Raw genomic sequence first — 18,436 nt, forward strand, 5'->3', positions numbered from 1 at the left:
CCCGCCGGCACAGGGGGTGCGGCCCCGCCCATCGGGAGCAGCCGGCAGCACGGTCCGCCGGTCAGGACCACTGCATCTCCAGCAGTGACCGGATCTCCTCTGCGGCCGAGCGCAGCTCCGCGAGGAAGATCCGCAGCAGCGGGTTGCGGTTGGTGGGCCGGGTGGCGACCCCGATGCGCCGGTGCAGTTGGGGGTGGTCCAGTCGGCAGACGTGCACGCCCGTGGTGTCGCCGAGCCCGAGAGCCGGGACGAGTGCGATACCCATGCCCGCGCGAGCCAGGTTGATCGTGACCTGGTAATGATCGCTGCGGCAGCGGACCCGGGGCCGGAACCCCTCGGCCGCACACGCGCGCTCAAGAACCGGTTCGCCCGTGTGGCCGCCGTGCGTGCCGATCCAGCTCTCCCCCTCCAGGGCGGCGAGCCGGACCGCGCGGCACCGCCCGAGGCGGTGCCGCAGGGGGAGGACCACCAGTTGCGGCTCGTCGAAGAACATCTCCACACTCACGGTCGCCTGTCGGCACCAGGGGTCCATCGGATGCTCGAAGACGACCGCGGCATCCAGCCGGCCCGCCTCCAGATCGGGCACCAGCTCGTGCGGCTGCCCCAGGATCAGCTCGAGTTCGACCTGGGGCCGCTTCGCCGCGAACGCCGACAGCGCCCGGGGCAGCAGCTCAAGGCCCGAGGAGGCGAAGAAGCCCAGCCGCAGGAGACCGGCCTCGCCTTCGGAGTGCGCCCGCAGGTCGTCCTGTGCGACGGCCATCAGGTCGGCGACGGCCTGCGCGTGCTCGGCCAGTCGCGCACCGGCTGCCGTCAGCCGCAGGCTCTGCGGCTGACGTTCCACCAACGCCACCCCGAGCTCCTGCTCCAGCCGGGCGAGTTGGTGCGAGATCGCGGACGGGCTCAGATGCAGTGCCCGGGCCGCGGCAACGATGGTGCCGGTGCGGGCTATTTCCAGCAGGACGAGCAGGCGGGCACTGTTCAGCATCGGGTCAGGTTAGGCCGTGCCGACGCACTGCGCCGCCACGGCACCGGACCGCACCGTCGCCGCAGGCGCCAGGCGCCAGGAGCCCGGCGTCCTCGTCCACGTCCACGTCAACGTCCAGACGCAGCAGATCCTCCTCGGTCTCGCGGCGCACCACGGTGCGGGCACGCCCGTCCGCCACGAAGACGACAGCGGGGCGCGGCAACTTGTTGTAGTTGGAGGCCATGGCGTATCCGTACGCGCCGGTGACCGGCGTGGCCAGAAGATCTCCCACGCCCACATCGGCGGGCAGGGCGGCGATGTCGGCGATCACGTCGCCACTCTCGCAGTGCTTGCCGACCAGCCGTGCCCGCAACGGTCGAGGCGCGTGCGGGCAGCGCGGCAGGAACGCCTCGTACCGGCTGCCGTACAGGGCGGGGCGCAGATTGTCGCTCATACCGCCGTTGACGCTGACATAGGTCCGCACGCCCGCGATGTGCTTGATCGTGCCCACCTGGTAGAGGGTCAGCCCCGCACGGGCGGCGATGGACCGGCCGGGCTCCACGGTCACCTCGTCGCCCCAGCCCGCGTCGCGCACCGAGGTGCGCACCCGGGCCGCCCAGTCAGCGAACGACGGTGGGGTCTGCCCCGCCTCGTAGGCGACGCCCAGGCCGCCGCCGACGGTGAGCCGGCGCACCCGTGACTCCGCAGCGAACCGTGCGACGGCCGCGGCGCCCGCCGCGAGTTCCGCCGTGTCCAGGACCTGGGAACCCACATGTGCGTGGACGCCCTCCAGGATCATCGCCGAGGAGCCGGAGGCCCGCCGTACGGCGGCCGCGGCGGTTCCGCCGGCGAGGCCGAAGCCGAACTTCGAGTCGTTGCCACCGGTCCGGACGGCCTCGTGAGCGCCGGCGGCGACACCGGGCGCCACGCGCAACTGCACTCGGGCCGGTGGCAGGTGTTCATTGGCCCGCAGGCGCTCGATGCGGTCCATCTCGTCGAAGCTGTCGACCACCACGTGTCGCACCCCGGCGGACATGGCCGTGCGCAGCTCCGCCTCGTCCTTGTTGTTCCCATGCAGCACGATCCGCCCGGCCGGCACACCCGCGTGCAGCGCGACCCGTAGCTCACCACCGGAGGCGACATCGAGCAACAGTCCCTCTTCATGGGCCAGTCGAGCCATGGCCGTGCACAGGAACGCCTTGGAGGCGTAGGCGACATTGTCCCGGCCGAAGGCGGCGATCGCCTCCCGGCAACTTCGGCGCAGATGCTCCTCGTCGTACACGAAGAGGGGTGTTCCGAAGCGCTGTGCCAGGTCGGCGAGCAGGACCCCTCCGACAGCCAACCCTTCTGGACGGACCTCGGACGTGCAGGGCAGCAAACCCGTTTCGATGGCTGACGTCATGCGTTCCTCCCCGGAAGCCGGCTCGCAGCCATCCTGCGGCCTGCACGGGGGTCACAAAAGCGCATTCTTCTATGGCTGAGCCTCATGGATTTCGATGCTCGCGCCGCTCGGTGGGCCGCGGCGGTGCATCGGCGCCCGGCCTGGAGAGCGTCGCCCGGTGTCGTGATCAGTACCCCGTCGATGACGAAGTCCGCGATCCGGTGACGTTGCCCGGCCGGTCGCTCGTCGGCGGCAGTACCGGATCGGCTGCTTCTTCCGGCCGGGTGAACCTGCCGGTCACGACGGGGTCGCGGCGCCCTCGGTGACGGGTTCCGCCGCGGTGCCGCCGGACGCTGCCAGGGTGGCCGCGGCCGGTACCGGCGTCCCTGCGCGAGCCGTTATCCGCCGAGCCCGGCAGCCACGCCTCCTTCTCCTTCCGCCGCTCCCTCGCCCCGTGCGAGAGAACGGATGACTCGGGCCGGATTTCCCACCGCCAGCACGCACGACGGAAGGTCCTTGGTGACAACGGATCCTGCACCGACAACAGTGTCCGCCCCGATGGTCACGCCGGGACACACGATCACGCCTCCGCCGAGCCAGACGTTGTCCCCGATCGTCACGGGGTCCGCCTTCTCCCAGCCTGCTCTGCGGCGCTCGGTGTCCAGTTCATGGCTGGGGGTCAGCAGCTGCACGTTGGGGCCGATCTGCACATCGACACCGATCGTGATGGGCGCGGCATCGAGGAAGACCGCTCCGAAGTTGATGAACGTGCGCGGTCCGATGGTGATGAACGAACCGTAGTCGCAGTGGAACGGTGCCCGGATGGTGACCCCCTCACCCACCGAACCGAGCAGCTCCTCAAGGATCTTCCGCCGTGCGGCGGGAGTTGCCCGCGCCGCGGCGTTGAACGCCTCGCAGAGTTCGATCCGCCGTTCGGTGTCCGCCCTCAGTTCCGGATCGTCCGCGATGTACCAGTCGCCGGCCAGCATCCGCTGCTTGTTCTCCGCCATGACCCTCCCCACATGTTCCTCGGCCGTCTCCGTGATCCGCGTCTGCCCACTCGTTCAACGGTCTTCGCCCGAGCTTCGTTCCTCGCCTCCCCTGCGCAGGGCCTCACGCCTCCGCAGGCCAAGCCGGGCGAGCAGTCCGGCTACCTGGACAGGGCCGGAATCACGCATAGGAGGAGGGACGATGACAGAGACAGGGCCGGGGACCGAGCAGTCCCGCTCGGGTCGCCGGTCGTCCCCCGGATGAGGTGCCGGACGGGCCTCGCGCGCGCTGTCCAGCTCCAGGACGAGATTGACCCGGCGCCAGAGGATCTCGTCCGGGTCGTCGGCGCGCATCAGGTGCGTCATGGTGTCGCGAGCGGCGACGGATCCGGGTGGCCCGAAGACCGGACCGGGCTGGACCTTCCTGAGGTACGCACGCTCGTACGGATCGTCAACCACTTCTGCCAGCTGCACCGGGTCCAGCGCGCAGGCAAGCACCGCAGCCCGCGCCCAGGGATCCTCCGTGCGGCTCAGCAGGCGCTCGATCCGGTGCGAGCGCCAGTTGCGCGTCCGCCAGTCGGTTCCTGCGCCCAGACATGTCCGCATCCAGGCTGGGCTGTTCCCGGTCAGCAGCTGCGGTGCCCCGGCCGCGAACCCGAGGAGCTCCTGGGCGAGATAGAGCCAGACAATCGCCCGGTACCGGTTGAGGTAGAACGCGACAGGCGTGATGCATCCGGCCCTGGCCAGCCTGGTAAAGCGGACCGGACTGATGCCGAGGAGCCGCGCGCCCTCCGCTGTCCCCACCGTCCGCACCCGTTCTCGCAGTGCGTCCGGGAACCCGTCCCCCGACCGCAGCCGGTCGATCTCCTCCCGACTCACCCTGGGCCTGCCACCAGCCTCCTCCGCCGCGATCCGCACGATGCCCAGGTGCACGGCGAGCTCGAATTCCCCGCGCTTCAGGTTCAGCTCCTGCGCCGCCCTCCCTGTGGCCACCGTCGCGCCGACTTCCGTCCGGTCGACTTCTGTCGCATCAGTTTTCGACGGATCGACCCTCGTCAGGTCGATGTCCGTCAGGTCGATGTCCGTCGGGGCGTTCTGTGAACGCCGAGATCCTGCGTGCGGTGCTGCGGCGCGCGTCGCGTCCGTCATGGCCATGGCCATCCCCCCGTATAGCTGCGGTGACTCTCTGTGATCAGAGTAACCGGGGAGAACGCCTTTCGCCCGGCCTGTGGACAACTTCCACAGCCGGGCGAAAGGCGCAGTCGAGAGGGGACCCGAACCGTCAGAGCCGGTTGACTTCTCCGCTGGCGCCCTGACGCGCGGTGACCCCCAGGTGCTCTCCGACTCTGTTCACGAGCAGTGTCATCTCGTAGGCAACCTGACCGACGTCGGCCTCGGCCGCGGTCAGCACGCAGAGGCAGCTGCCTTCTCCGGCGGCCGTCACGAAGAGAAGCGCCTCGTCGAACTCCACCATCGTCTGCCTGGCTCTTCCTCCCCGGAAGTGCCGTCCCGAGCCTCGCGCGAGGCTGTGCAGCCCCGACGAGACCGCGGCGAGATGCTCCGCGTCCTCACGTGCCAGGCCCGTGCTCGCCCCCATCACCAGGCCGTCGTTCGACAACACCAGCGCGTGCCGTATGTGCTCGACCCGGCCGGTGAGATCGTCGAGGAGCCAGTCAAGTTCCCTGTCCAGCGCCATTTCCCCGCTCCTCCCCGCTCATACGTTGCCCGTGCCCCATGTTTACGCGTAAGCCTTGCGCACACGGCACGTTGGGGCAACCGCCCCTCCGTTTCGGGCTCATCGTCCGGACAGGGGTCAGCCGACCGAGTCGAGGAGCCGGGCTGTGTGCATGCGGCCCGCGTACTCCACCATGCGGATGAGAACTTCCTTGCCGGAGTCGCGGTCCCGTGCATCGCAGAGCACGACGGGTGTGCCCAGGTCCAGGTCGAGCGCACGGGACACCTCACGCTCGCCGTAGGCGCGGGCGCCCGCGAAACAGTTGACGGCGACGACGAAGGGGATCCGGCGGTGTTCGAAGTAGTCGACGGCTGGGAAGCAGTCCTCCAGCCGCCGGGTGTCCGCGAGGACAACCGCTCCGAGTGCTCCCTGGGAGAGCTCGTCCCAGAGGAACCAGAAGCGGTCCTGTCCCGGTGTGCCGAACAGATAGAGCGAGAGACCGGACCGGATGGTGATACGTCCGAAGTCCATGGCAACGGTGGTGGTGGTCTTGTGATCGACTCCGCCGGTGTCGTCGACCGACTGTCCGGCCTCGCTGAGGAGTTCTTCCGTCCGCAGCGGCCGGATCTCGCTCACCGCACCGACCAGAGTCGTCTTGCCGACCCCGAATCCGCCGGCGACCAATATCTTCAATGCGAGCGCGTCGGTGTCCACGACCTCTCCGGCCGTTCCCTCGACGGTCTCCCCGCCCGTTCTGCCAGCGTGCTCGGAAGGCATCGATCACTTCTCTCACCCGTGAGCCTCAAGACGTAAAAACGCAGTTCAGAGCCGTCTCAACGGGCTCGGTTCGGTATCTGTGGGCAGCAGTACGGTGGACAGCATGGCAAGCAGCCGTCCGTCCCGAGCAACGTGATCGGTTTTTGACCTTAGTGGCCGAACAAGGATCGTTCGATGTCTGCATGAGGTCACTATTCGAGCCGAATTCGAACCGGGTTCGCGCCGGAACCGATCCAGGGGGTCGGGGCCTCGATCCTGGGGCCGACCACGACTGCCGCCTACACTGTCGCTTCGGGGCGCGGGAAACGGTCCGGGTGGACAGGAGAGCAAGAGTGTCGACAGGTGCCGGCGGCAACTTCGTGGATCCGCCCGCGGAGGTGCTGGCGGAGGCGGCCGCCGCCTTCGGTCTGCTGGCGACGCCTGCGCGCCTGCACATCGTATGGGCGCTGTCCCAGGGCGAGAGCGATGTGACCGGGCTGGCGGAGCGGGTGGGCGGGACGCTGCCCTCGGTCAGCCAGCATCTGACAAAACTGAAGCTCGCTGGTCTCGTACGCTCGCGGCGCGAAGGCCGCCGCCAGGTGTATCTGGTCGACGATCCTGATGTGGTGACGGTGGTGCGGCTGATGGTCGGCCAGCTCGCTGCACGGGCCGGGCACGCTCCTGCGCGGCCGGTACGCCTCCGTGAGCTCGGTGCCTGAGAGCAGCGCCGCCGCAGGGCCCGGCCACAGCGATCTCGACGGCTCTCCCCCGTCCCTCGCCGTACCGACAGCGAGCACGGCGTCGGCCGGATCGCCTCCACCGACGCGACTGCGGCAGGGCCGGACGAGGCTGACGTCGTTGCAGGTGCTGCGTTCTCTGGACAGCGGACCGCGCGGACTTCTGGAGACGCAGGCGGAGGAACGGCTCGGGCGGCTCGGCGACAACACCCTTCCGGCCTGGCGTCCGGCCTCCTGGTCGCAGCGCTTCGTCCGCAGCCTGCGGGACCCGTTCACCTCGGTTCTGCTCTGTCTGGGTCTGCTCTCCGCCGCGGTCAGCGCGTGGGGCACCGCATCCGTGGCTCTGGTGCTCGTGGTGGTCAGCTGTCTGCTGCGCTCCACGGAGGAGCACCGGGCGACGGGGCGATGGCGGCGCTGCGGAAGCTGGTGGCGACCACCGGGACCGTACTGCGCCGCACCGGTCCGGAGGCGGCGCCGTCGGCCCGCGAGCTGCCGGTCGCGGAACTGGTGCCGGGCGATGTGATCAGGCTCGGCCCGGGAGATCTCGTGCCCGCTGATGTGCGGCTGCTCCGCGCGAGCGGGCTGACCGTGTATCAGTCCGCTCTCACCGGGGAGTCCTCGCCGGTCGAGAAGCATCCCGTCGATTCGGCTTCGCACCGCCGCGTCACCCCGCCCTGCAGCTCCGGACGGGAGCCTGATCGCGCTCGGTCAGCCGTACGAGAGGTCCTTGCACAGGTCTTCGTCGGCCGACCGCGCCCCGTCGCCGACGGTGGAAGGAGCTGCGCTGGGTGTCGGCGTGGCCTCGGCAGCGGGCGACGGATTCTCTGCGTACGAGGTCCCGAGGATCACTTGGATGCCCACGGTGCCGGACGCCATGGTCCGTGCCCCGGCGAAGAGGCGCGCGGTGGTCTCCGCTTCGGCCTCCAGACCCAGCCCGTACTGGATGACGGTCGACATGCGGTCCTGGTTGCTCGCGGTGGCTGTACCGGTGACGGTGAAGCCGTGGGCGCGCAGGAGTTCGGCGGCGCGGGCCGCAAGGCCGTTGACCGTGGTGCCATTGTAGACGGCAAGGCTGATGCCCGTACCGGAGACGGGGGCAGGGGCGGCGGGCGACAGTGACGCGTCGTCCGGCCTCTTGGCGCTGCGGCCGCCCTTGCCCTGACCGCTGGCGTCCTGGCCGTCGATCGTCCGGTCGGCCTTGAGCGCCGCCCAGAGAGCGTGGGCCTCCGGTTCGACGATCGCGACGCGGGCGCCCTCGTAACGCCACGGTACGGTGACGAACCGGGTGTTGCGCAGATCGATGTTCTTCATCGACATGGCGAACTTCAGCAGCCGGTCGGCCGATCCGAGTCCGGGGTCCACAGTCATCGAGTCGGTCGCCGCGTCGGCGAGCGGCAGCAGGGTGGTCGGGTTCAGTCCCTGGGACTTGACCTTCTTGATGAGAGAGCCGATGAAAGCCTGCTGCCTTTTGATCCGTCCGATGTCGGAGCCGTCGCCGATGCCGTGCCGGATCCGCACGTAGTCGAGTGCCCGGTGCCCGGAGACGGTCTGCGGCCCTTTGGCGAAGACCAGTGCGCCGCGCGTGGGCCGGTTCGGGCTGAGGTCCTGCTGGTAGATGTCCTGCGGCAGACAGACCGGGACTCCGCCGACGGCGGAGGTCAGTGCGGAGAAGCCGGAGAAATCCACGACGACGGTGTGGTCGACGCGCAGGCCGGTGAGGTGTTCCACAGTGTTCTGGGTGCAGGCCGGGTTTCCCTCGGCAGTCTCACCCACCGAGAACGCCCCGTTGAACATGACGTGGTGCTGCGGTGCCGTCCACTCGCCACCGGGTGTCCTGCACGCAGGGATGTCGACCATGGAGTCACGGGGGATGGACACGGCGACGGCGTGCCGGTGGTCGGCGTACACATGGAGCAGGAACACGGTGTCGGAGCGCCCCACGGTGCCCTTCCCGCCACCCAGCTTCCTGTTGGCGCCGGAGCGTGTGTCCGATCCGATGACAAGGACGTTCTGCCCGTTCGACGAGGCGGGTGGCCGGTCGCCCGAGATCCCGTCAGCGCCGAAGGTGTCGATCTGGCCGGTCAGTTTGAGGTAGCCCCAGCCGACCCCCGCGACCAGCAGGACGAGGAACGACAGTCCCATCATGGCGGTGCGCCGGAGCCTGCTGCCCCGTCCCCCGCCCGCCGCCACCTTGCGACTGTCTGTCATTGGTCACCTCGTCCGTTCGGTTCCGGCTTCCATGGAGGAAGACGTCCGACCCCGCCCCACGGTTGTACAGTTGCGCAACGTAGCAAGTATCGCTGCGCGAATGGATCACCAGACCTACCCACAGCCGACCGGATCTACCAATTCCGGGAGTCCGAGAAGAAGGACGGAACCCAGATGCTGCGCAACGGCCTTGAGCCCTGGCACCTGTTGATTGTCGCGGTTGTTCTGATCGCGCTGTTCGGATCGAAGAAACTGCCGGACACCGCCCGCGCCCTGGGCAAATCCCTGCGGATCCTGAAGAGTGAGGCGAAGGCGATGAAGGAGACCGACCCGCAGTGAGCCGGGGGTGCGGCAAGGTCGGTACGCGCCGGGCCCGTCATTTCATGGCTTGCGCAATCAGGGAACCTTGGGTGAAGAACCGCCGTTGACGCGGTAACGGCGGATGAAGCGCTGATCAATGGATCACTGGACCAACGGAGGAAGTTCATGGGTGTGACCCTGGCCAAGGGCGGCAACGTCTCCCTGTCGAAGGAGGCACCGGGGCTGACCGCAGTGACGGTCGGCCTGGGCTGGGACGTACGGACGACGACGGGCGCCGATCACGACCTGGATGCCAGCGCGCTGCTGTGCTCCGACGCCGGAAAGGTCCTCTCGGACCTGCACTTCGTTTTCTACAACAACCTCACCAGCCCGGACGGTTCGGTGCAGCACACCGGTGACAACCTGACCGGTGAGGGCGACGGCGACGACGAGTCCATCAACGTGGACCTGGCCGGCGTACCGCTGGACGTGGCAAAGATCGTCTTTCCGGTCTCCATCCATGAGGCGCAGAGCCGTGGGCAGAGCTTCGGCCAGGTCCGCAACGCGTTCATCCGCGTGGTGAACCGGGCGAACGGCGTGGAGCTGGCCCGTTACGACCTGAGCGAGGACGCCTCCACGGAGACGGCCATGGTCTTCGGCGAGTTGTACCGGCACGGTACGGAGTGGAAGTTCCGCGCGGTGGGACAGGGGTATGCGTCGGGGCTGGCCGGTATCGCGTCCGACTACGGCGTCAATGTCTGATCGCTCGAAGTCGCGCTCCTGAGCGGCGATTTCAGAGTGCCCGTAGTCCGTTGATCACCTCGCGAAGGATCCTCTCGTCCGGCAGCTGCGCGGGCGGTACGGGGCGGCTGACCCGCACATGGCCGGCTTCGAGCAGATCTCCGAGGAGTACCCGGACGACGCCGACCGGGAGGTCGGCGTCGGCGGAGAGTTCCGCGACGGACTGCTCGGAGCGGCACAGTGTGAGCAGCGCGCGGTGTTCGGGGCCCAGCTGGGAATCCTCGGAGCTGTCCGATGCCTGGTCGGCGGCGGAGACGAGTGCGATCAGGTCGAAGTGCACTCCGCCCGGGCCCGGTTCGGTCCGCCCGCCCGTCATGGCGTACGGGCGGACCAAGGGCCCTGCTTCGGCGTCGTACCACTGGCTGCCTGGCAGTTCGGGCGGGTCCGGGAAGCTCTCGATGAATCCGGGGCCCTCGCTGGTCATGTCCACTGCTGTCTCCGCCCTCTCAGCCGGCCGGGGACGGGGGCACGGAGAACCGCGGCGGGGTACGCAGGTGCTCGCCGACCCGTTTGACGAGCCGGGCCATCTCGTAGGCGACCAGTCCGATATCGGCGAAGGCTGTGCTCAGAACGGCGAGGCAGGAACCGTCCCCGGCGGCTACGACGAAGAGGAAGCCCTCGTCCATCTCAACCATCGTCTGGCGCACCTCCCCGGCCTGGAAGTGCCGTCCGGCGCCCTTCGCGAGACTGTGGAAACCGGAGGCGACCGCGGCCAGGTGCTCGGCGTCCTCGCGGCTGAGGGCACTGGAGGCACCCACGGCCAAACCGTCGCTGGAGAGCACCACGGCGTGCCGGACTTCGCCGACCCGGGCCACCAGATCGTCCAGCAGCCAGTCGAGTTCGCCCGAGTGCCTGCGCGCCTCGGTCCGCTCGTTCGCGATCATGCCTGGTCTCCTTCGCTGCGGGGACGGAGTTCGGTGGTGGTTCGGCGGGGCGCCGCCGTGCCTGGGGCGGCGCCGCCGCCGCGTACCCAGCCGTTGCGGTAGGCGGTCATGCGGTCCCTGGCCTGTTCCGGAGTGCGCTCGGCCGGTCCGTCCATGCCGTTTCCGTCGTCGATTCGGGTCGGCTCGGGCCGGGGCTCCTCCCGCAGTTGCGGAACGAGGTTGGCCTGCCGGACCCGGCGGGGAAGTGAGCTATCGCCCTCTCCCTTGGTCTTGTGGGTTACCCGGGCTTCCCTGCTCGCGGGGGCTTCAAGGTTCTGGCGGGTTTCCGCGTTCTCCCGGATCCCGCGGGTTCCGGCCTCGGCCTGCTCATCGCTCCGGTCCTCGACCGCTCTGCGGGAGCGTTGGCGCAGCGTGGTGACTCCGGCGGTGGGACCCGTCCGCGACTCCAGCGCCGGCACCGGAACCGGGGCGGGGAACGCGGTCGCCGCCTTCGAACGCACCGCACGGGGGCCCGGACCGGTTCCGAACGCCACACCGTCGCTTTCCTGCTGGGGCTCGACCGATGCCTTGTCCGCTACGGCCTCTTCCCCGCCCGCCGGGAGCGCGCCCTGCAGCAGTGCGGTCGGCAGCAGGACCACTGCCGTCGTTCCGCCGTACGGCGACGTGCGCAGCTCGACCTTGATGTGGTGCCGGACCGAGAGCCTGCTGACCACGAAGAGGCCGAGCCGGTCGCTGTCGAAAAGATCGAGTGCCTCCGCCTGCTCGATGCGCCGGTTGGCCTCGCCGAGGAGTTCGTTGCCCATGCCGAGTCCGCGGTCCTCGATCTCCAGGGCGTAGCCGTTGCCGACGGGTTCGCCGGTGATCCGGACCTTCGTGTGCGGCGGCGAGAACTGCGCCGCGTTCTCGACGAGTTCCGCGAGGAGGTGGGTGAGGTCGGCGACCGCCGTGCCCTTGACCGCGGCATCCGGAAGTTGCCGCACCTCCACCCGGGCGTAGTCCTCGATCTCGGAGACGGCCGCGCGTACGACATTCGTCAGCGGTACGGGCATCCGCCAGGCGCGCCCGGGGGCCGCACCGGACAGGATGATCAGACTCTCCGCGTGCCGCCGCATCCGGGTGGTGAGGTGATCGAGGCGGAACAGGTCGCTGAGTTCGCCGGGATCGTCCGCGCGGCGCTCCATGCTGTCGAGGAGGTTGAGCTGGCGGTGGACCAGCACCTGGCTGCGGCGGGCGAGGTTGACGAAGACCCCGGAGATGCCGTCGGCAAGTTCGGCGCGTTCGACGGCGGCGCTGAGGGCGGCCCGGTGCACGGTGCCGAGGGCCTCCCCGACCTGGCCGATCTCGTCGTGCGAGGCCGGACCGAGAGGTGCCTCGGCCTGGATGTCGAGCTCCTCGCCCGCCCTGAGCCGCTGCATCGCACGGGGCAGTTTGCGGCGGGCGATCTCCAGGGCGCTGTTGCGCAGGCTGACGAGTTCGACGACGAGCTCACGACCGATGCGCACAGAGATCACTAATGAGGCCGCGACGGCGACGCAGCCGAAGAGGACAGCCGCTCCGGACGGGCTGAACAGTCCCCGGGCGAGCGGGTCGGCGCGGTCCGCAGCGCGCTCTGCGGCTCCGGTGCCGATGGTGCGCAATTGGCTCCGTACGCTCGCCGCGGCCGGATCCCAGTCGGCGGCGGGCACTGCCTGGGCGGCTTCCCGGCCGGGCCGCGCGGTGAGCACCGTGTCCTCGGCACCCTCGACCCGGTGGTAGGCAGACCGGGCGGTGACCGTCTGCCAGGCCGTGCGTTCGGTGGCCGGGAGATCGGCGCCCGCGGTCTCGGTGAGGTTCCTGCGGGTCTCCACCGCCCCGGTGAACTGGACCAGTTGGCGGCCGTCGAGGCGTTTGGTGAGGGCGGCCGTGGCGAGCAGTGCGTCTTCGCGGGCCAGCATCTCGTCGGCGCGGGCCAGTTCGAGGAGCACGCGGGCGTCGGACCCGAGCGCGGCGTCCTGGATTCCGGTGAGGGCGCCGGAGACGCCGAAGCCCGCGGTGACTGCCTGGGTGTACCGGTCGTACACGGCGCTCTCGTCGCGCTCCTGGCTCCCAGTGCCCCCGTCCGCGCGCAGTTCGTGCGTACGGTCGAGGAACCGGTGGAGCCGGTCGGCGACCCCGGCCGGGAGGCGGCCGGTATCGGCGATGGTGTGGTCCTTGTCCAGTCGCAGCGCGGCGAGCGCGGTATCGGTGCGTTTGGTCTGCTGTTCCAGTGCGGTGGCGTGGGCGCTGCTGGGCTCTGCGGTCTGGATCAGGGCGGCTCTGCGTTCGGCCTGGAGGGCGGTGACAGCGGTGGATATCGGGGCCCGCACTTCTTCGTCCGCGAGTTGCAGGTGCCGCAGCCGTGCCACGTCCTGGGCCGTGTTGACCGTGGCGAAGCCCCAGAGAGCCAGCAGCGAGACGACGGGCACCACCAGCAGCGAGATGATCTTCGCGCGTACAGTCCTGGGGCGCAGGGTCCGGCGTCCACGTGGCCCGGACGTCTGCTGCGTCAGCAGCAGACGTGCGTCGCGTTCGGCGCTCTCGTCGGCCGGCGGTCCCGCGTGCGCGCGGCGTCCGCGCGCCGCGGGCGCGGAACCGGGCCGGGCGGCGGTCGTCGTGCCGGGGTCCGGGGTCGTGCGGGGTGGGCGCATGGCCTCCTCGTTCCGGGTGTGGAGCTGGGCAGGGGCGAAAGGGGGACTGTGCTGTGGCGTCAGGGCGTCGCGGACGGAGAGACGTCGGGGCCGCGGGAGCCGCGCCGTGGGCGGGGATCACGTCCGCGCTGCGCGAGGCGCGTCGAGGCCGCGTCGGCCGCCGGTTCCGTGGTGCGCTCGGCGGAGACGTAGGCGGCGTGCTCCCGGGCCGTCGGCGACAGGGCGACGAACGCCGAGGTCAGGAAGAGGTATGAGCCCAGGCCGACGGCGAGGGGAAAAATGAACTGCATCGTCGTGGCCCCGGGAAGTTCGCTGCCGGAGGGGGCGACGCTGACGCCGACGGCCATCATTCCGGTGTAGTGCATGCTGCTGACCGCCGCGCCCATGACGAGCGAGGCCAGTGCGACCGCGCGCGATGACTTGATGTTGAGGGCTGCCCACAGAGCCGCCGTCGCGGCAACGACGGCAATAACCACAGAAAGGACGACCCGCAGGGGGTCGTAGTGGATCGTGCCGTGCAGCCGCAGCGCCGCCATGCCGAGGTAATGCATGCTGGCCACGCCGAGGCCGGTACCGAACCCTCCGACGGCCAGCGCCCGGGTCCGGTCGCGGCTGTAACCGACGGCGAAGACGCCGCAGCCGACCACCAGCATGGCGCCGAGCAGACTGAGCAAGGTCAGCGGCACGTTGTAGCGGATCTCGGTGCCGGTCACGCCGAAGCCGAGCATCGCGACAAAGTGCATCGTCCAGATGCCGGTGCCAAGGGCGGAGGCGGCCGTGAACAGCCAGTTGCGGCGCGAACGGCCGCTCGTGTCCAGTGCGCGCACGGTGCAGCTCAGTCCGAGCGCCGCGCCGATCGCTGCCATCGCGTACGACAGTGCAGGTGTCAGCCAGCCGAAGGTGGCGTGGTCCAGGTGTCCCATGGATCGGGGACGCTAGTCGCCATGGCGGCGCACGTTCGGGGCGCATTTCGAAAGCTGCCGGAATATGACAGAGAGATGATCCCGAACGATCGGGCCGTGCTCGAACATGCACGCCACTTCCGTCCAGTTCACTCCGTTTCACTCCGGTTGCCGGTGCGCGATCATGTCCCTATGGCCGATGACCACACACACGTCCAGGACTTCTTCACCGCCCGCGCCGCGGACTGGGACACCCGTTTCCCGGACGACGGTCCGGCCTACGCCGCCGCCGTCGAAGCCCTCGGGCTGCGCCCCGGCGACGCCGTCCTCGACGCGGGCTGCGGTACGGGACGTGCGCTGCCCGCCCTGCGGACCGCCGTCGGGCCGCACGGTACGGTCTTGGGCGCCGATCTCACACCGGCGATGCTGGACGCGGCGGTACAGGCGGGACGCGACCGCAGTGGTCAGCTGCTACTCGCCGACGTCGCCCGCCTGCCGCTGCGGGCGGGGGTGCTCGACGCGGTGTTCGGTGCCGGGCTGATCTCGCACCTGTCGCACCCCGGGCCAGGCCTGACGGAGCTGGCCCGCGTCGTACGTCCCGGAGGGCAGCTGGCGCTGCTCCACCCCATCGGCCGGGCCGCGCTGGCCGCACGCCACGGCCGGCAGATCACGGACGACGATCTGCGGGCCGAGCCCAACCTCCGGCGGCTGCTCGCACGTTCCGGCTGGCAACTGGTCTCGTACACCGATGAGGACACACGGTTCCTCGCACTCGCCGTGCGGACGGGCTGACCTGGGCCCGGCTCACATACGCACGCGCTCACTCGACCGGGGCGCCCGGCCTCCGCTTGTGCGGAATCGGACAGCCGCCGACGCCGGGGGTCGGGAAGGTACCGAGCTCGCCGACCTCGTAACCGTCCCGATAGCCCTTGATCTCCGGGTTCTGGCGCGCATAGTGCGCGGTGGACCGGGGCGGCAGCAGTCGCACGGCCCTCGCCCGCAGCCGCAGCGCGCCGCGGGTGAGATGGCGTGCGACGGGGCCCGGTCGTTCGTAACGGAACGCCCGCAGCAGCGCATCGTCGAGGAGTGCGAGGCCGGCTTTGCGTACGACGGGTGCGAGCGGGCCCGGATACCAGGAGCCCATCAGTGTCAGCGTGGCGTCCGAGACGCTGCGCGCCCCTTCGTCCCAGCCGAAGTGCTCGTCCTCGTACGCGTCGAGGGTGCGTTCGAATTCCTCGAAGGTCTGCGGCACGTCCTTGATGCCCATGTGCGCGCCCAGAGTGCGGTAGTAGACGGCGAACGCCCGCAGTTCGTGACCGGAGAGGCGGCGCCAGCCGTAGCTGTCGATCCAGCGCTTCGGGACCACGACGAACGTACACAGCACATAGCGCATGTCGTCGTTGCTGATGTCGTAGCTGCGGTGCATCTGGTTGATCCGGCGGATCGCCGTGCGCCCCGCGTCGCTGTCGAAGCCGTGCTCCACCACGGTGTCGAGGAGCAGCGCGGTGTCGTCGTACCGTTTCTGCGAACGATCCGTCAGCTCAGCCGTTTCGGCGAGGAGTCGGCCGACGCTGGGGACCGCATACGTGCGATACAGGGCCAGTTCGAGCGCACGGGTGATGTCCCAGGGGAACTCGTACGTCGCCGCGAGCCGGTAGATCTCCAGGAAGTCCTGCTCCGGATCGAGCCGCCTGATCTCCTGCAGCCGGTCGTATCGCTTCACCGCGCTGCCCCCATTCCTCGATCGAAGGTCAAACTTTACGCGGAAGGGGAAGACCGTAAATATGTACGACCGCACCATGCGTGCACGACCCCCCGGAAGGCGGTCCCCCGTGATCGACATGCTCAGCAGTCTGCGGAAGGCCGTGTCAACCGGCCGGAAGGGTGAGCGGCCCGCGCCGCCGCGCGAGGAACGGCAGCGCAAACAGCACAATCTGTTCGACGCGGCCGCCACCTATGTCTCGGCTTGCGTGGACGACGACCAGGACCGGATGGACGAAGCGAGCGGCTGGGTGTCACCCGAGGCGCTCTCCTTCGGCGTGAACGAACTGGCCTGCCGGGCGGTCACCGCGCTGGCGCGGGAGACCGGCCAGTCGCCGCAGTCCGTGGCGCGTACGCTGCTCGGCCTCCCCGCCGACTGAACCGCGACGTCCGCTTGCCGACGGCGCGGTGGGTCCTGCCTTGTCAGGGCCTCGACGGCCGCGTTACCCACTGGTTAAGGTGCGCCGACGGAAAACGATGAGGGACGAGGAGGGTGCTGTGGCCGGGACGGACGACACAGTCGCCGACGAAGACGCACTGTATGTGCTGACCGCGGTGCTGCTGACACCCGCGCAGTTCCCGAGCGTGCTCGGGGACGACTACCCGGCGGCCTGCGCGGCACTCGGCCTCGAACCGTACGCCGAGGGTTACGGGCTGGTCCTCGGGCAGGACGACGGCGGGGCCCGGTGGACCGTCGTCGTCGATGACGTGTCCCTGGTTGCCGTCGCGATCGCCTCCTGGGACTGCGGTATGGAGTACGACCTCTCCCCCGACGACCGTTCGGTGGTCTGCGCGCTCCCAGGCTGGCCGCTGGCGCTGGCGGTCGCCGCGCCGGGGGTGCCGGCGCCGCACGACCCGCTGCCGGACCCGGAGGCCGAGGGAACCGAGCTGCCACCGCTGAGCCCTCCCGACACGGAATCGTGGGGGCCTCCGCAGCGGCGGCTGGGCGCAGACGAGATCGCGTTGCAGTGGGCGGCGTGGCGCGAGCAGATCGACGACGCCACAGCGTTCGCGGAGGCGGATGTCGCGGGCGACGCCGATGACGCAGAGGGCGAGGACGCGTCGGCCCCTGCGGACTCTGCGGACGAGGAGGGCGCAGGCGACCTGGATACCGACGGAGCCAACGACGCGGACGCCTCCGCCGAAACCACTGCCACTGCCGACGCGGACGCCTCCGCCCACACCGCTGCCACTGTCGCTGCCGATACCGACGCCGGCGACGCCGCGCCCTCCGGCGTCCATCCCGGTGTCCGACGCGCGCTGGCAGAAGCCCACGCCTACGTGGACAACCCGCCGCCGCCCGGACGTATCCGCTCCTCCTTCGCCCCCGGCGAAGCCCGCACCCTGCGAGCCGACGGCCCCGGCTGGTCCCTGGTCGCCCGGACGGACGACATCGCGTTCATCCTGCTGGACGAGGAACCCGGCGAGGTCCTGCCTGTCGGCCGCGGGGCGGAGCTGCCCGGTCTGCTGAAGGCGCTCGACGCGCTCGCCGTGCGACCGGCCTGATTCTCGGCGCCCGCTCCGCGGCCGGGCCGAGGCCGAGGGCCCGCAGCGCCGACTCCGTCTCGGCCTGCGCCGCAGGCTCGCGAGTCGCCTGCGATTGCGCCAGGGGCTCCGCCGTCCTCCTTGGCGGCCCGGCTGCCCGCGGCGCCCCGTCGGCCGCTACACGCGCTCCAGCGGCCGGTGCGGTTCGGCGGGCAGTTCGACCTCGACCGGGTCGCCTGGCCGGACCACCCCGCCGGTCCTGACGATGCTCATGATCCCGGCCTTGCGCACGATGTTGCCCGCCTCGTCACGGCCGACGACCCGCTTGAGCAGCCCTACCTGAAAGGTGTCGATCTGCAGGCACGGGTTGCGCAGGCCGGTGACCTCGACGACGGCCTCGTCGCCGAGGCGCAGCAGCGTGCCGACGGGCAGCGCGAGGAGATCGACGCCACGCGTGGTGACGTTCTCCCCAAGGTCACCGGGAGCGACCTCGAAGCCCTCTGCACGCAGCTCGTCGAAGAGTTCCTCGTGCATGAGATGAACCTGGCGCAGATTCGGCTGGGTGGGGTCCTGTGCGACGCGGGAGCGGTGCTTCACCGTGACTCCCGCATGCACATCTCCCTCCACTCCGAGTCCGGTCAGCAGGGTGATGGTCTGGCGGTTCGGCTTGGTGAATGAGTACACCCCGTTACTGCTCACCACGGTGACGGTCCCGCTCATCTACGAAGAATCCCTTTCAGCGGCCTATTTCCTTACGGGTGATCCTGCGGAGCCTGCGCCGCTGGGAGGGATCCAGCATCAGGTAGGCCACCGCAGGCACTCCGATCAGCACCAGCAGCGACAGCCAGAACCCGATGAACGGCATCAGGATGACTGCCGCGACGACTCCCCCGATGGCAATCTTTGCGCTTTTCGACATCGTCCACG

Annotated in this window: 20 protein-coding genes and 1 pseudogene; 7 read left to right on the plus strand and 14 right to left on the minus strand. The window is 69.9% G+C overall.

From position 1 onward, the window contains the following. Positions 1 to 61: 61 nt before the first annotated feature. From OH809_RS02390 to OH809_RS02415, 6 genes are all read right to left on the minus strand, one after another. The gene (locus OH809_RS02390; RefSeq protein ID WP_406424462.1) at positions 62 to 985 is read right to left on the minus strand and encodes a LysR family transcriptional regulator; all 924 of its coding nucleotides are present in this window, start codon (positions 983 to 985) and stop codon (positions 62 to 64) included. A gap of 4 nt (positions 986 to 989) precedes the next feature. Further along, the gene (gene lysA / locus OH809_RS02395; RefSeq protein WP_406424460.1) at positions 990 to 2,366 is read right to left on the minus strand and encodes a diaminopimelate decarboxylase; all 1,377 of its coding nucleotides are present in this window, start codon (positions 2,364 to 2,366) and stop codon (positions 990 to 992) included. A 377-nt stretch (positions 2,367 to 2,743) separates the two neighbouring features. Further along, complete coding sequence (locus OH809_RS02400; protein WP_406424458.1) at positions 2,744 to 3,355, minus strand: sugar O-acetyltransferase; 612 nt, start codon at positions 3,353 to 3,355, stop codon at positions 2,744 to 2,746. Between the two features lie 54 nt (positions 3,356 to 3,409). Further along, positions 3,410 to 4,483, minus strand: a complete 1,074-nt coding sequence (locus tag OH809_RS02405; protein ID WP_406424456.1) for a DUF6397 family protein — start codon at positions 4,481 to 4,483, stop codon at positions 3,410 to 3,412. 133 nt (positions 4,484 to 4,616) lie between these two features. Further along, positions 4,617 to 5,030: a roadblock/LC7 domain-containing protein gene (locus tag OH809_RS02410; RefSeq protein WP_406424454.1), complete on the minus strand. Its 414-nt coding sequence runs from the start codon at positions 5,028 to 5,030 to the stop codon at positions 4,617 to 4,619. 117 nt (positions 5,031 to 5,147) lie between these two features. Continuing rightward, positions 5,148 to 5,786 carry a GTP-binding protein gene (locus OH809_RS02415; protein ID WP_406424452.1) on the minus strand — a complete coding sequence of 213 codons (639 nt, stop codon included), beginning with the start codon at positions 5,784 to 5,786 and terminating at the stop codon, positions 5,148 to 5,150. A 332-nt stretch (positions 5,787 to 6,118) separates the two neighbouring features. On the opposite strand from OH809_RS02415, the gene OH809_RS02420 reads away from it, so the two are divergent. Together OH809_RS02420 and OH809_RS02425 are read left to right on the plus strand one after the other, a co-directional pair. Continuing rightward, a complete protein-coding gene (locus tag OH809_RS02420) occupies positions 6,119 to 6,484 on the plus strand; it encodes an ArsR/SmtB family transcription factor (RefSeq protein ID WP_406424450.1) in 366 nt (121 codons plus the stop codon). Further along, a pseudogene (locus tag OH809_RS02425) lies at positions 6,468 to 7,159 on the plus strand (cation-transporting P-type ATPase); the annotation flags it as partial. The gene OH809_RS02420 and the pseudogene OH809_RS02425, both read left to right, overlap by 17 nt. Positions 7,160 to 7,210: 51 nt before the next feature. On the opposite strand, the gene OH809_RS02430 reads toward OH809_RS02425, so the two are convergent. After that, positions 7,211 to 8,647, minus strand: a complete 1,437-nt coding sequence (locus tag OH809_RS02430; RefSeq protein ID WP_406425426.1) for an LCP family protein — start codon at positions 8,645 to 8,647, stop codon at positions 7,211 to 7,213. A 237-nt stretch (positions 8,648 to 8,884) separates the two neighbouring features. On the opposite strand from OH809_RS02430, the gene tatA reads away from it, so the two are divergent. Beyond that, complete coding sequence (gene tatA / locus OH809_RS02435) at positions 8,885 to 9,049, plus strand: Sec-independent protein translocase subunit TatA (protein ID WP_406424448.1); 165 nt, start codon at positions 8,885 to 8,887, stop codon at positions 9,047 to 9,049. Positions 9,050 to 9,196: 147 nt separating this feature from the next. After that, the gene (locus tag OH809_RS02440) at positions 9,197 to 9,772 is read left to right on the plus strand and encodes a TerD family protein (protein ID WP_406424446.1); all 576 of its coding nucleotides are present in this window, start codon (positions 9,197 to 9,199) and stop codon (positions 9,770 to 9,772) included. Positions 9,773 to 9,803: 31 nt separating this feature from the next. Here the strand turns inward: OH809_RS02440 and OH809_RS02445 are convergent, their stop codons facing one another. The 4 genes from OH809_RS02445 to OH809_RS02460 are packed head-to-tail and all read right to left on the minus strand — an operon-like array spanning position 9,804 to position 14,284. After that, entirely contained in the window at positions 9,804 to 10,235 is a 432-nt protein-coding gene (locus OH809_RS02445) for a DUF742 domain-containing protein (protein ID WP_406424444.1), read from the minus strand. A gap of 22 nt (positions 10,236 to 10,257) precedes the next feature. Continuing rightward, positions 10,258 to 10,695: a roadblock/LC7 domain-containing protein gene (locus tag OH809_RS02450; RefSeq protein WP_406424442.1), complete on the minus strand. Its 438-nt coding sequence runs from the start codon at positions 10,693 to 10,695 to the stop codon at positions 10,258 to 10,260. Continuing rightward, positions 10,692 to 13,361 carry a nitrate- and nitrite sensing domain-containing protein gene (locus tag OH809_RS02455; RefSeq protein ID WP_406424440.1) on the minus strand — a complete coding sequence of 890 codons (2,670 nt, stop codon included), beginning with the start codon at positions 13,359 to 13,361 and terminating at the stop codon, positions 10,692 to 10,694. The genes OH809_RS02450 and OH809_RS02455 overlap by 4 nt, the downstream gene beginning before the upstream one ends. A gap of 59 nt (positions 13,362 to 13,420) precedes the next feature. Beyond that, complete coding sequence (locus tag OH809_RS02460) at positions 13,421 to 14,284, minus strand: MHYT domain-containing protein (protein WP_406424438.1); 864 nt, start codon at positions 14,282 to 14,284, stop codon at positions 13,421 to 13,423. Between the two features lie 171 nt (positions 14,285 to 14,455). Here OH809_RS02460 and OH809_RS02465 point away from each other — a divergent pair, with 171 nt between their 5' ends. After that, a complete protein-coding gene (locus OH809_RS02465) occupies positions 14,456 to 15,055 on the plus strand; it encodes a class I SAM-dependent methyltransferase (protein ID WP_406424436.1) in 600 nt (199 codons plus the stop codon). 28 nt (positions 15,056 to 15,083) lie between these two features. Here OH809_RS02465 and OH809_RS02470 read toward each other — a convergent pair whose 3' ends face one another. Beyond that, positions 15,084 to 15,986 (minus strand): oxygenase MpaB family protein, encoded by a 903-nt coding sequence (locus OH809_RS02470; RefSeq protein ID WP_406424434.1) that lies wholly within the window; start codon positions 15,984 to 15,986, stop codon positions 15,084 to 15,086. A gap of 118 nt (positions 15,987 to 16,104) precedes the next feature. On the opposite strand from OH809_RS02470, the gene OH809_RS02475 reads away from it, so the two are divergent. Together OH809_RS02475 and OH809_RS02480 are read left to right on the plus strand one after the other, a co-directional pair. Beyond that, on the plus strand, positions 16,105 to 16,404 hold the full coding sequence (locus OH809_RS02475; protein WP_406425424.1) for a hypothetical protein: 300 nt from the start codon (positions 16,105 to 16,107) through the stop codon (positions 16,402 to 16,404). Positions 16,405 to 16,522: 118 nt separating this feature from the next. Further along, the gene (locus OH809_RS02480; protein WP_406424432.1) at positions 16,523 to 17,530 is read left to right on the plus strand and encodes a hypothetical protein; all 1,008 of its coding nucleotides are present in this window, start codon (positions 16,523 to 16,525) and stop codon (positions 17,528 to 17,530) included. Between the two features lie 156 nt (positions 17,531 to 17,686). Here the strand turns inward: OH809_RS02480 and OH809_RS02485 are convergent, their stop codons facing one another. Beyond that, the gene (locus tag OH809_RS02485) at positions 17,687 to 18,229 is read right to left on the minus strand and encodes an MOSC domain-containing protein (protein ID WP_406424430.1); all 543 of its coding nucleotides are present in this window, start codon (positions 18,227 to 18,229) and stop codon (positions 17,687 to 17,689) included. A 16-nt stretch (positions 18,230 to 18,245) separates the two neighbouring features. Beyond that, positions 18,246 to 18,428: a hypothetical protein gene (locus OH809_RS02490; RefSeq protein ID WP_406424428.1), complete on the minus strand. Its 183-nt coding sequence runs from the start codon at positions 18,426 to 18,428 to the stop codon at positions 18,246 to 18,248. Between the last annotated feature and the right edge of the window lie 8 nt (positions 18,429 to 18,436).

The organism is Streptomyces sp. NBC_00873 (assembly GCF_045207415.1).
Lineage (GTDB): Bacteria > Actinomycetota > Actinomycetes > Streptomycetales > Streptomycetaceae > Streptomyces.

Bases quoted from the DNA above. Each gene is read 5' to 3' on its own strand.
- OH809_RS02465 (WP_406424436.1), top strand. From the start codon at position 14,456: ATGGCCGATGACCACACACACGTCCAGGACTTCTTCACCGCCCGCGCC.
- OH809_RS02475 (WP_406425424.1), top strand. From the start codon at position 16,105: ATGCTCAGCAGTCTGCGGAAGGCCGTGTCAACCGGCCGGAAGGGTGAG.
- OH809_RS02445 (WP_406424444.1), bottom strand. From the start codon at position 10,235: ATGACCAGCGAGGGCCCCGGATTCATCGAGAGCTTCCCGGACCCGCCC.
- OH809_RS02405 (WP_406424456.1), bottom strand. From the start codon at position 4,483: ATGACGGACGCGACGCGCGCCGCAGCACCGCACGCAGGATCTCGGCGT.
- OH809_RS02450 (WP_406424442.1), bottom strand. From the start codon at position 10,695: ATGATCGCGAACGAGCGGACCGAGGCGCGCAGGCACTCGGGCGAACTC.
- OH809_RS02440 (WP_406424446.1), top strand. From the start codon at position 9,197: ATGGGTGTGACCCTGGCCAAGGGCGGCAACGTCTCCCTGTCGAAGGAG.
- OH809_RS02410 (WP_406424454.1), bottom strand. From the start codon at position 5,030: ATGGCGCTGGACAGGGAACTTGACTGGCTCCTCGACGATCTCACCGGC.
- lysA (WP_406424460.1), bottom strand. From the start codon at position 2,366: ATGACGTCAGCCATCGAAACGGGTTTGCTGCCCTGCACGTCCGAGGTC.
- OH809_RS02455 (WP_406424440.1), bottom strand. From the start codon at position 13,361: ATGCGCCCACCCCGCACGACCCCGGACCCCGGCACGACGACCGCCGCC.
- OH809_RS02430 (WP_406425426.1), bottom strand. From the start codon at position 8,647: ATGATGGGACTGTCGTTCCTCGTCCTGCTGGTCGCGGGGGTCGGCTGG.
- OH809_RS02415 (WP_406424452.1), bottom strand. From the start codon at position 5,786: ATGCCTTCCGAGCACGCTGGCAGAACGGGCGGGGAGACCGTCGAGGGA.
- OH809_RS02400 (WP_406424458.1), bottom strand. From the start codon at position 3,355: ATGGCGGAGAACAAGCAGCGGATGCTGGCCGGCGACTGGTACATCGCG.
- tatA (WP_406424448.1), top strand. From the start codon at position 8,885: ATGCTGCGCAACGGCCTTGAGCCCTGGCACCTGTTGATTGTCGCGGTT.
- OH809_RS02490 (WP_406424428.1), bottom strand. From the start codon at position 18,428: ATGTCGAAAAGCGCAAAGATTGCCATCGGGGGAGTCGTCGCGGCAGTC.
- OH809_RS02460 (WP_406424438.1), bottom strand. From the start codon at position 14,284: ATGGGACACCTGGACCACGCCACCTTCGGCTGGCTGACACCTGCACTG.
- OH809_RS02390 (WP_406424462.1), bottom strand. From the start codon at position 985: ATGCTGAACAGTGCCCGCCTGCTCGTCCTGCTGGAAATAGCCCGCACC.
- OH809_RS02485 (WP_406424430.1), bottom strand. From the start codon at position 18,229: ATGAGCGGGACCGTCACCGTGGTGAGCAGTAACGGGGTGTACTCATTC.